Below are 11313 nucleotides of genomic sequence, written 5' to 3'. Positions count from 1 at the left end.
ATTATGAAGAATAAAGAATTACTTTTAGACAGAAATCCAAATAAATCTCCTGTACGATTTATTTTTTCTCATTCTGCTCTGCGTGAAGGTTGGGACAATCCAAATGTATTTCAGATTTGTACTTTGAAGCAAAGCAGCAGTGAAGTTCGAAAGCGTCAGGAAGTTGGGCGTGGTCTTCGACTTTGCGTTAACGAGAATGGAGAGCGTATGGATACCAATATGCTTGGAAATGATGTCCATAATGTTAATGTACTGACTGTTATTGCCAGTGAAAGTTATGATAGTTTTGCAAAAGGGCTTCAGAGTGAAATTGCGGAGGCTGTTGCTGACAGACCACGAGCTGTTACCAATGAACTTTTTGTTGGTAAAGTAATAAAAGATAATCACGGCAATGAACAGGTTATTGATTCCGCAACGGCAAGTGCGATTCTGTTTGAGTTGATCAGAAATGGTTATATTGATAAAAAAGGAACTCTTACAGAACAATATTATATAGACCGGACAAATGGAGAATTTAAGGTAGATGATGATCTGGTAGATTTTTCTGATTCCATTGTTGAGATTCTTGACTCTATTTATGATAGTCATTCTATGCAACCTGAAGATGCACGAAAAAATAATGTGGAATTGCATGTAGATGAAGAAAAAATGGCGATGCCGGAATTTAAGGCATTATGGTCCAGAATCAATTACAAAACAGTATATGTAGTTGATTTTGATACAGATGAACTTGTACGCAACGCAATTTCCTCTCTGGACAAAAAACTAAGAGTTTCCAAGATTTATTTTAAAGTAGTAACCGGTGCAATGGATCAGATTAAGTCAAAAGAGGAGCTTATCAAAGGGGCATCTTTTGTTAAAGAAGAAGCTGATAATTATAATAATACGGTTACTGCCAGTACAAATGTAAAATATGATCTGATAGGAAAACTGGTGGATGAAACAAAATTGACGAGAAAAGATATTATAAGGATTTTACAGGGAATTCAACCGTCCATATTTAATCAGTTTAAAGATAATCCGGAAGAATTTATTATTAAGGCGGCAGCTTTAATTAATGATGAAAAAGCAGCAGCGGTTATTAAGCACATTAGTTATAAGGTGATGGATGATAAATATGGAATGGACGTATTTACTGAGAACACCATAAAAGGACATCTTGGTACTAATGTAATGAAGACGAAGAAGCATCTTTATGACTATATTAAATATGATTCTGCAAATGAACAGAAATTTGCCATGGAATTGGAGACTAATAAGAGTGTGGCAGTATATATAAAGCTGCCTGACAGATTTTATATTTCTACTCCAGTCGGACATTATAATCCAGACTGGGCAGTTGCGTTTTATGAGGGAACTGTAAAACATATTTATTTTGTGGCAGAAACCAAAGGTTCGATGAGTTCCATGCAGTTGCGCCTGATAGAGGAAGCCAAAATTCACTGTGCGCGAGAACATTTTAAGGCTATCAGTAATGGCGAGATTGTGTATGATGTTGTGGATAGTTTTGATTCACTTTGGAATATCGTATCAAAATAATTAAAGCATTTAAAATAAATACAGGAGGCAATGAAGTGTATCTTAAAAAAATTTCTTTAGAGAATTTTAAATGTTTTGAAGAAATTGAAATTCAATTACAAAAGAAACTGACATTAATTGTTGGAGCAAACGGTGCTGGAAAGACATCTTTGTTAGAAAGTATTGCAATTGCAATGAGTACAATGTTTACTTCTTTTGATGGTTCCAAAGCATTGAACATTACAAAAGAAAGCGCGCATTTAAAAGCATATAAAATCGGAAGTACTGATAATGTGCAGCCACAATATCCGGTTCGAATCTCTGCCCTGGCCCAAATAGATGAAAAGCCGGATATCTATTGGGAAAGAACTTTGAATACCGCAAAAGGAAAAACCACAATAAAAAATGCCAAACAGATATTAGATATTGCAGCAAATTATCAAAAACGACTTCAAAAAGGTGATACAACGTTATTATTACCAATAATAGCTTACTACGGCACCGGAAGGCTTTGGGATTATCATCGTGAAAAACAAACAAATATATTTGAAAAAAACACACGAACAAATGGATATATTGACAGTCTGAGTGGAACCACAAATATAAAATTGATGATGAACTGGTTTTTAAAAATGACTGTACAAAAATATCAAAATCAAGAAAATGGTTATGGTCCTATACCTGAGTTGGAGGCAGTTTTTTCTGCTATGGAACAATGTTATAATAAAATTACAGGTTCAAATGATTCTAAGGTTCAGTATAACATAGGAACAAAAGAAATCGATATTGCGTATACTGATTCACATGGAATGCGTATACGTATTCCTCTAAATCAATTAAGTGATGGATATAAAAGCACGATTAGTCTGGTTGCCGATATTGCTTATCGAATGGCGGTCCTAAATCCACAATGTCTGGGTGATGTTTGTTTAAAAACAGATGGAATCGTTTTAATTGATGAAGTAGATCTTCATTTGCATCCCGCATGGCAAAAAAGGATTTTACATGATCTAATTGAAATTTTCCCACAAGTGCAATTTGTGGTAAGTACTCATGCTCCAGAGGTAATTAATTCTGTACCAAGAGAACAGGTGATTGTTCTGGAAAATTATCAGGCGTTACCAGCTCCGGCAGAAACTTATGGAAAAGATGCAAATAGTATTTTACGTTCTATTATGCGAGTAACGGAACGGCCAGATGATATTATGAAACAATTTGAAATGTTTTATCGTGCAATAGATAAACATGATTATACACAAGCAGATAAACTGCTTAATGATTTAGAAGAACTTATAGGAGACGATCCCGAACTTGCAGCAATGCGTATACAATTGGATTTAGAACAAATATAAGGATAACAGTGTATGATAGAAATTAAAAAAGGTTCAGAACCGAAAGAACTTTTAGAATACAGAAAACAAAAATTTTCTTCTTATGCAGACATGCCTGCAAATGTAAAAAAGGAAGTAATCAAAAGTTTACTTTCTGAACAGGGACATCTTTGTGCTTATTGTATGAGCCGAATTGATGAAAATGAAGGTAAACATAAAACTACAATTGAACATTGTCTCCCACAAGCAGTTACATCAGAAAAAGAACGTCTGAATTATCGAAATATGGTTGCTGTCTGCTGGGGAAATCGTGATGCCCATTCAAATGAAGATAAAAGTTGTGATGCCAAAAGAGGCAGTTTAAAAGATATCCAACAGAGTATGAAGAAAATCAATGTTTTTGATGGTACAACATTGTCAGATATTAAATATTCTTCTGATGGCACAATCTATTCAAATGACAAAGACTTGGACGAAGATTTAAATTTAAGACTAAATTTAAATTGTGAAGCACGTAGATTAAAAGAATGTCGTTTGCAGGCACTTCACGCATTACATAGAAGTATTGCTCAGAAATACTTTGGAAAGACAGCACCTCAATCATATTATCAAAAATTGATGGAACATTATACCGCACAGCAGGAAATGAAAACTCCCTATAGCGGAATTTTAATTTATTGGCTGAACAAACATATCAGGCAATAAATACAGGCAAAACTAATCCCTTGAAATCCCCCACCATTCCGTATATAATAGGAATATTGTGGGGGATTTTCCCTGCTTAACACAATGTGATACAATAACCTTTGAAAGGAATACTATGAGAACTCTAGCTTTAAGCGATGAAATTTTAATGAAAGTTGACAAGGCTGCCCGTTACATCGGTGGTGAAGTCAACTCTGTAATGAAAGATAAGAATGACGTAGATATCCGCTTTGCCATGTGCTTCCCGGATGTTTATGAAATCGGTATGTCCAATCTGGGCATGATGATCCTCTACAACATGTTCAATGAACGTGAGGATGTCTGGTGTGAGCGTGTCTTTTCTCCGTGGATGGATCTGGATAAAATTATGCGTGAGGAACATATTCCTCTCTTTGCCCTGGAATCCCAGGAGCCTGTAAAGGAGTTTGATTTCCTTGGTATTACCCTTGGATATGAGATGTGCTATACAAATGTGCTTCAGGTACTTGACCTGAGCCATGTTTCACTTCTGGCAAAGGATCGTAAGGAAGATGACCCTATCGTCATCGGCGGCGGTGCATGTGCATATAATCCGGAACCGATCGCAGAATTTTTTGATATGTTTTATATTGGCGAGGGTGAGACTGTCTATGATGCTTTGTTTGATGCATATAAGGCAAACAAGGCAGCAGGCGGCTCCAGAGCAGACTTCCTGTTTGCAGCTTCCCAGATTCCCGGAATTTATGTTCCCTCTTTATACAATGTAACCTACAAAGAAGACGGCACCATTGCTTCCTTTACACCTGCAAAAGAGGGCGTACCTGAGAAAGTCTGTAAACAGCTGATTACCGATGTCACTAAAGACTACCGCGCGATCAAAGCTCCTGTAGTTCCATTTATTAAAGCTACTCAGGATCGTGTTACTCTGGAGATCCAGCGTGGTTGTATCCGCGGATGTCGTTTCTGTCAGGCAGGTATGATCTACCGTCCTACCAGAGAGCGCAATGTGGAGGATTTAAAGGCAAGTGCCAGAGAAATGCTTCAGAATACAGGACATGAGGAGATTTCCTTAAGTTCTCTAAGCTCCAGTGATTATTCTGAGCTGAAGGAACTGGTAAACTTCCTGATCGAAGAATTTCATGGCAATGCTGTCAATATATCTCTGCCATCCCTGCGTATCGATGCTTTTGCCCTGGATGTTATGAGCAAGGTACAGGATGTAAAGAAGAGCAGCCTTACTTTCGCACCGGAAGCAGGCTCCCAGCGTCTGCGTAATGTTATCAACAAAGGTCTGACTGAAGAGAATATTCTTCATGGTGCAGGTGAAGCATTCAAAGGTGGATGGAATCAGGTAAAGCTTTACTTCATGCTCGGACTTCCAACTGAAACAGAAGATGATATGAAAGGTATTGCTCATCTTGCTCAGAAAATTGCAGAAACTTATTATGAAGAAGTGCCGAAAGAAAAACGTAATGGCAAGGTTCAGGTCAATGTAAGTACCTCTTTCTTTGTACCGAAACCATTTACCCCATTCCAGTGGGCAGGTATGTACAGAGAGGAAGATTTCGTGGAGAAAGCAAAGGTCGTAAAAAGCGAGATCCGCGCACAGTTAAACCAGAGAAGTATCCGCTACAGCTGGCATGAGCCGGATGTAACGATTCTTGAAGGTTTCCTTGCAAGAGGTGACCGCCGTTGTTCAAAAGTTATCCTCAGAGCATATGAAAAAGGTGCGATCTACGATGCATGGTCAGAGAGTTTTGACTATAATATATGGAAAGAATCTTTTGCGGAAACCAACACAGATATTGATTTCTATACTCTCAGAGAACGTTCCACAGATGAGATCCTTCCATGGGATTTCATTGATGCAGGAGTGACCAAGAAGTTCCTGATCCACGAATGGGAACAGGCAAAGAAAGAAACCGTAACACCAAACTGCCGTCAGAAATGTTCCGGCTGTGGTGCTATGCGTTATGGCGGAGGTGTATGTTATGAAGGTAAGAATTAAATTCAGCAAAGAGGGTCCTGTGAAATTTGTGGGACATCTGGATACCATGCGTTATTTCCAGAAGGCTATCCGCAGAGCCAATCTTCCGGTTGCTTTTTCCGGTGGATACAGTCCGCATATGATCATGTCTTTTGCCGCACCATTAGGAGTTGGTACGGAAAGTCTGGGAGAGTACTTCGATCTGGAGCTGGCAGAGACAGTTCCTACTTCAGAGATCACAAGACGTCTGGATGCAGTGATGGTAGAAGGGGTACATGTACTCAGTACTCGTCAGGTTGAGGACGGAAAGGCGGGTAAGGCAATGTCACTGGTGGCAGCAGCCGATTATTATGTAGAATTTCGTCCGGGAAAAGAGCCTGAAATTTCCTGGAAAGATAAAATCAGTGATTTCCTGGCGCAGCCGGAGATCACAGTAATGAAAAAGACCAAACGAAGCGAAAAGGAAATTGATATTCGCCCGTTTATCTATAAGATGGAACTTCAGGGAGACAAGATCTTTATGATGCTTGCTTCCGCAAGTGCCAATTACACAAAACCGGAACTGGTAACAGATACATTCTTCTCATGGCTTGGCATAGAACTTCCGGAATTTGCTTATTCCATCAAACGTCTGGAAGTATACGCAGATAAAGGAACAGAGGAAGAACATAAATTTGTAACTCTGGAAGCACTGGGTGAAGAAGTTGAGTAAACTGATTATTACCCAAATGAATATCCGGCAGATTCCGTGCTATGTATGTGCGTATGAAGAAGACGGTAAAGTAATGGAACTGCGCTTCGAACCTGTTGGGGAGAAATCTTCTCTTGGAAATATTTATGTTGGACAGATAGAGAATATAGCTGCCAATATCGGTGCTGCATTCGTACAGATTTCTGCCGGGGAAAAATGCTACCTGCAGCTTTCCGATGCTCCAAATGCGATTTATGCTTCTGTAAAAAAAGGTGACCGCCCATTAAAGGCAGGAGATGAAATCCTTGTGCAGATCAGCCGGGAAGCAATGAAGGGAAAACTACCGGCTGTAACCACGAATCTGAATTTTACAGGCAAATATCTGGTTCTTACAACCGGCGATAAGAAATTTGGTCTGTCTTCCAAACTTTCCAATGATGACAGAAGCCGTATCAGTAAGTGGATGGAAGCAGAAGTTAACCGTCCGGATAAAGAGTTTGGTATCATCGTTCGTACAAATGCAGCAGATGCATCAAAAGAAGAAATACTGAAAGAACTGGAATACCTGAAGGGCCTGTATCATAAGGCTGCTGTAGACGGAAGATCCCGTACCTGTTTCAGCTGCGTATATAGAACAGAGCCTTTTTATATCTCTGCAGTCCGCGACGCCAACAGCCGGAACCTGGAAGAGATCATAACAGATATCCCTGAGATATCCCGACAGATTTCTGACTATCTTAACAGTAACAGCCCGGAGGAAAAAGAGAAGCTGCGGTTTTATGATGATAAACTTCTCCCTCTTTACAAACTTTATCGCCTGGAAACTGTCTTAGAAGAAATCCAGCATGAGAAAGTCTGGCTGAACAGTGGTGGATTTCTGGTGATCCAGCAGACAGAAGCCTTCGTATCCATTGATGTAAACAGCGGAAAGTTTACAGGCAAAAAGAAAATGCAGGAAACTTACCGAAAAATCAATTTGGAGGCAGCAAAGGAAATTGCCAGACAGTTGCGTCTCAGAAACCTGTCCGGAATTATTCTGATTGATTTTATTAATATGGAAAATCAGGATCATCAGGATGAACTGTTCCATGTCCTGCAGAAATATCTGCGCAAAGATCCGGTAAAGGCAAAAGCAGTGGACATCACTCCACTGCACATCTTGGAACTTACCAGAAAGAAAGTGCGAAAACCTGTGATTGAGGAAATCAGAGAATTATAGTTTGCCATAAAATAATTATGTAAATCAAACGAGCATCTGCAATTCTCATCGATATTTTTCCGTAACTGAATAACTGCTCTGCAGTTTGTATTTTATCACAGATCCTGACGGATACCGGATTGAAATTGTACCTGTAAAATAAAAGAAAAAAATTCAAAGAAATTGAAAAAAACTTATTGACAAATCGAATTTTGTCCGCTATTATAAATGAGATGCCGCACAGAGAGGTACAAGCACCGAAAGGTCACCATATCTGGCGAGTAAAGATTATAGGAGGTGCCACAGATGTACGCAATTATTGCAACAGGTGGTAAACAGTACAAAGTTGCTGAAGGCGACGTAATCAGAGTTGAGAAACTCGGTGTTGAAGCTGGTGAAACTGTTACTTTTGATAATGTTATTGCAGTAAGCAATGACGGATTAAAAGCTGGTGAAGATGTGAAAGATGCCAGTGCTACCGCTACTGTAGTTGAGAACGGTAAAGCAAAAAAAGTTATCGTTTACAAATACAAGAGAAAAACTGGATATCACAAGAAAAACGGTCACAGACAGCAGTACACTAAAGTAAAAATCGAAAAGATTAACGGTTAATCTGGTGTCATTATGATTACAATTACAGTTAAGAAGAGAAATGGAAATTATCTGGAATTTGTTTCGAAAGGTCACGCCGGATATGCAGAGGAAGGACAGGATATTGTCTGTGCTGCTGTCTCTGTACTAGTGATTAATACTGTAAATTCTCTTGAGACATTTACAGATGATCAGTTTGAAGTGCAGGAAGATGACGGCTATGTATCTTTTCATTTTACGGCTCCGGTTACTGAGAGGGGAACCCTTCTCATGGATTCGCTGATTCTCGGATTAACAGAAATTGAACATAGTTATAACAATCGATATTTGACAGTAAAAGTCAAGGAGGTGTAACAACATGATGAAAATGAACCTTCAGTTATTCGCACATAAAAAAGGAGTTGGTTCTACAAAGAACGGTCGTGATTCCGAATCCAAGAGATTAGGTGCGAAGAGAGCAGACGGAGCAGTTTGTTAAAGCTGGAAATATTCTTTACAGACAGCGCGGAACTAAGATCCATGCTGGTGAGAACGTAGGTTGCGGTAAAGATTATACTTTATTCGCACTTAAAGATGGTGTCGTAAGATTTACCAGAAAAGGACGCGATAAGAAACAGGTTTCTATCGTTCCAGTAGAAGCAGAATAATCTGGTTAAGCGAAGGCTTCAAATCTAATATGGGTTTGGAGCCTTTCTTTTATAGTAGAATTGCTATAGATTAAAAGAGTTATATGATATAAAAGAAACCATAGCAATCCTTGTAACTGCATATCGATCTGACTCATCAGAGCGGCTAAATCCTGCTGAACGGTCTCAAATGCATTAATTTAAGAAGATTACTATTACGAAATAATCATTAGTAAAGGGCAAATGAGGTGTGTCATATGTTTGCAGACAGAGCGAAAATCGATATCCGCTCCGGTAAAGGCGGCGACGGCCATGTAAATTTCGTAGGGACCCATGTTCTGAATGGCGGTCCGCACCGGCGGCGACGGCGGTCGTGGAGGAGACGTGATATTTGAGGTAGATGAAGGCCAGAACACCCTTGGCGACTACCGACACAGAAGAAAATATAAGGCAGAAGACGGACAGGAAGGCGGCAAAAAACGCTGCCATGGTGCCGATGGAAAAGATGTTGTATTAAAAGTTCCGGAAGGAACTGTTATCATGGATGCAGAATCCGGTAAAGTAATTGCTGATATGTCCGGTGAAAATAAACGCCAGATCGTATTAAGAGGCGGAAGAGGTGGCAAAGGAAACCAGCATTATGCGACTGCAACCATGCAGGTTCCGAAATATGCACAGCCAGGACAGCCTGCGCAGGAACTGGAAGTTCTTCTGGAGCTGAAAGTAATCGCAGACGTAGGTCTGGTTGGATTCCCGAACGTCGGAAAGTCCACATTCCTTTCCCGTGTTACCAACGCACAGCCGAAAATTGCCAACTATCACTTTACAACCCTGAGCCCAAATCTTGGCGTTGTAGATACTGAAAACGGTGGTTTTGTGATCGCTGATATTCCCGGTCTGATCGAAGGTGCTTCCGAAGGTGTGGGACTTGGACATGAGTTCCTCCGCCACATTGAACGTACCAGAGTCATTATCCACATTGTAGATGCAGCATCTACAGAGGGACGTGACCCAATCGATGATATTTACAAGATTAATAAAGAACTGGAAGCTTATAATCCGGAAATTGCTGCAAGACCACAGGTAATCGCAGCAAATAAAATCGACTGTATCTATACAGAAGACGGCGAAGAGAGCCCGATTGACAAACTTAAGGCAGAATTTGAGCCAAAAGGAATCCAGGTATATCCGATTTCCGCTGTCAGCGGTCAGGGTGTCAGAGAACTTTTATTCCATGTGAAAGAACTTCTTGACAGCTGCCCACAGGAACCTGTAGTATTTGAACAGGAATTCTTCCCTGAAGATATGTTGATCGGAGAAAACCTTCCATATACAGTAGAGCAGAGTCCTGAAGATCCGACAATTTTTGTTGTCGAGGGACCGAAGATTGAAAAGATGCTTGGCTACACAAATCTTGATTCCGAAAAAGGTTTCGCATTCTTCCAGAAATTCCTGAAAGAGGGAGGCATCCTGGAAGAACTTGAGAAGGCAGGCATTCAGGAAGGCGATACTGTGCGTATGTACGGATTTGATTTTGATTACTATAAATAGATTCAATAATGAAACAGATGTGGTAAGACGGATGATTCTGTCCGTTTGCAGAGAATAACAGAGGAAAATAAAAATGACAAGTAAACAGAGAGCTTATTTAAAAGGTCTTGCAATGACCATGGATCCAATCCTTCAGCTTGGAAAGGGTGGTCTTACTCCTGAGAACACAGCCGCAGTAGATGAGGCGCTTGCAGCCAGAGAACTGATCAAGATCAGTGTTCTTCAGAACTGCCTGGAGGATCCGCGCCAGATGGCTGAGGTTCTGGCAGAACGTACACGTTCCCAGATCGTACAGGTTATCGGCAAGAAAATTGTTTTATACCGTGAAGGCAAAAACGAAAAGAAAAAAATTGAATTACCCAGAAAATAATACGGAGTTTTTTATGGCTGACATCAAACACAGAATTGGTATTATGGGCGGTACTTTTGATCCCATCCACCTGGGGCATCTGATTCTGGGAGAAAGCATACGAACAGTTCCGACTGGAAAAGGTACTGTTCATGCCTTCCGGAAATCCGCCTCACAAGAGAAACCGTCAGGGACGTGCCACAGATGAAGAAAGAGTTGAAATGGTCCGCAGGGCGATTACCGGAAATCCTCACTTTGAACTGTCGCTGACTGAAATGCATGAAAATGGTTATACTTACACTTATCATACACTGGAAATGCTAAAAGAGAAGAATCCGGATACTGATTATTATTTTATAGTCGGCGCAGTACTCCCTGTATGACTTTGATACATGGCGTGAACCGGAAGAAGAATTCGGCGAGAAACTGCATTCTGGTAACTGCCGTAAGAAATCATTTCACAATCGCAGAGCTCGAAGCAGAAATGAACCGTCTTTCGCTTAAATATAATGGCACATTTCTGACACTGAATACCACAAACCTTGATGTATCCAGCGAAATGCTCAGAAACTGGATCAGCGAAGATAAAAGTGTGCGTTACTATATTCCTGATCCGGTGATTGAGTATATCAGAGAAAACCAGATTCACAGTCTGGCCGAAAAGAAAGGATGATCTTCCGATGGCAGAGTATGATTTTATAAAAATGCAGAAAAAATTAGCAAAATATCTGGATGAGGATCGTTATGAACATACGTTGGGAGTTATGTTTACATGTGCAGCACTTGC

The 11313-nt window shown here is 40.1% G+C and carries 11 protein-coding genes and 2 pseudogenes; all 13 read left to right on the top strand.

The window, feature by feature from the left end:
- On the top strand, nucleotides 1-1539 hold a 1539-nt coding region (locus AC075L_RS00720), incomplete at its 5' end, for a restriction endonuclease (protein ID WP_476387023.1).
- 35 nt (nucleotides 1540-1574) lie between these two features.
- On the top strand, nucleotides 1575-2870 hold the full coding sequence (locus tag AC075L_RS00715) for an AAA family ATPase (protein ID WP_196049242.1): 1296 nt from the start codon (nucleotides 1575-1577) through the stop codon (nucleotides 2868-2870).
- Between the two features lie 12 nt (nucleotides 2871-2882).
- Complete coding sequence (locus AC075L_RS00710; RefSeq protein ID WP_196049243.1) at nucleotides 2883-3554, top strand: HNH endonuclease family protein; 672 nt, start codon at nucleotides 2883-2885, stop codon at nucleotides 3552-3554.
- Nucleotides 3555-3669: 115 nt separating this feature from the next.
- Nucleotides 3670-5541 (top strand): TIGR03960 family B12-binding radical SAM protein, encoded by a 1872-nt coding sequence (locus tag AC075L_RS00705; RefSeq protein WP_022381236.1) that lies wholly within the window; start codon nucleotides 3670-3672, stop codon nucleotides 5539-5541.
- Nucleotides 5525-6232 (top strand): TIGR03936 family radical SAM-associated protein, encoded by a 708-nt coding sequence (locus AC075L_RS00700; protein ID WP_055151199.1) that lies wholly within the window; start codon nucleotides 5525-5527, stop codon nucleotides 6230-6232. The genes AC075L_RS00705 and AC075L_RS00700 overlap by 17 nt, the downstream gene beginning before the upstream one ends.
- A complete protein-coding gene (locus tag AC075L_RS00695; RefSeq protein ID WP_020993900.1) occupies nucleotides 6216-7430 on the top strand; it encodes a ribonuclease E/G in 1215 nt (404 codons plus the stop codon). Before AC075L_RS00700 ends, AC075L_RS00695 begins: the two co-directional genes overlap by 17 nt.
- A 285-nt stretch (nucleotides 7431-7715) precedes the next feature.
- Entirely contained in the window at nucleotides 7716-8021 is a 306-nt protein-coding gene (rplU, locus tag AC075L_RS00690; protein WP_476387022.1) for a 50S ribosomal protein L21, read from the top strand.
- Between the two features lie 12 nt (nucleotides 8022-8033).
- Nucleotides 8034-8354 carry a ribosomal-processing cysteine protease Prp gene (locus AC075L_RS00685; RefSeq protein WP_008703122.1) on the top strand — a complete coding sequence of 107 codons (321 nt, stop codon included), beginning with the start codon at nucleotides 8034-8036 and terminating at the stop codon, nucleotides 8352-8354.
- Between the two features lie 4 nt (nucleotides 8355-8358).
- Nucleotides 8359-8647: pseudogene (gene rpmA / locus AC075L_RS00680) on the top strand (50S ribosomal protein L27).
- 236 nt (nucleotides 8648-8883) lie between these two features.
- Nucleotides 8884-10177 (top strand): annotated as a pseudogene (obgE, locus tag AC075L_RS00675) (GTPase ObgE).
- 73 nt (nucleotides 10178-10250) lie between these two features.
- Nucleotides 10251-10547, top strand: a complete 297-nt coding sequence (gene yhbY, locus AC075L_RS00670) for a ribosome assembly RNA-binding protein YhbY (RefSeq protein WP_008703127.1) — start codon at nucleotides 10251-10253, stop codon at nucleotides 10545-10547.
- 131 nt (nucleotides 10548-10678) lie between these two features.
- Nucleotides 10679-10909 (top strand): nicotinate-nicotinamide nucleotide adenylyltransferase, encoded by a 231-nt coding sequence (locus AC075L_RS00665; protein WP_476387021.1) that lies wholly within the window; start codon nucleotides 10679-10681, stop codon nucleotides 10907-10909.
- On the top strand, nucleotides 10906-11199 hold the full coding sequence (locus tag AC075L_RS00660; protein WP_476387020.1) for a hypothetical protein: 294 nt from the start codon (nucleotides 10906-10908) through the stop codon (nucleotides 11197-11199). Before AC075L_RS00665 ends, AC075L_RS00660 begins: the two co-directional genes overlap by 4 nt.
- Nucleotides 11200-11313 lie beyond the last annotated feature (114 nt).

It is taken from the genome of Blautia sp. ZXY-1-B12 (genome assembly GCF_056339915.1).
The sequence above is the reverse complement of the archived record's forward strand: the minus strand, read 5'-3'. Positions and strand labels throughout refer to the sequence as shown.

Bases quoted from the DNA above. Each gene is read 5' to 3' on its own strand.
- yhbY (WP_008703127.1), top strand. From the start codon at position 10,251: ATGACAAGTAAACAGAGAGCTTATTTAAAAGGTCTTGCAATGACCATG.
- AC075L_RS00685 (WP_008703122.1), top strand. From the start codon at position 8,034: ATGATTACAATTACAGTTAAGAAGAGAAATGGAAATTATCTGGAATTT.
- AC075L_RS00665 (WP_476387021.1), top strand. From the start codon at position 10,679: ATGCCTTCCGGAAATCCGCCTCACAAGAGAAACCGTCAGGGACGTGCC.
- AC075L_RS00660 (WP_476387020.1), top strand. From the start codon at position 10,906: ATGACTTTGATACATGGCGTGAACCGGAAGAAGAATTCGGCGAGAAAC.
- rplU (WP_476387022.1), top strand. From the start codon at position 7,716: ATGTACGCAATTATTGCAACAGGTGGTAAACAGTACAAAGTTGCTGAA.
- AC075L_RS00705 (WP_022381236.1), top strand. From the start codon at position 3,670: ATGAGAACTCTAGCTTTAAGCGATGAAATTTTAATGAAAGTTGACAAG.
- AC075L_RS00700 (WP_055151199.1), top strand. From the start codon at position 5,525: ATGAAGGTAAGAATTAAATTCAGCAAAGAGGGTCCTGTGAAATTTGTG.
- AC075L_RS00710 (WP_196049243.1), top strand. From the start codon at position 2,883: ATGATAGAAATTAAAAAAGGTTCAGAACCGAAAGAACTTTTAGAATAC.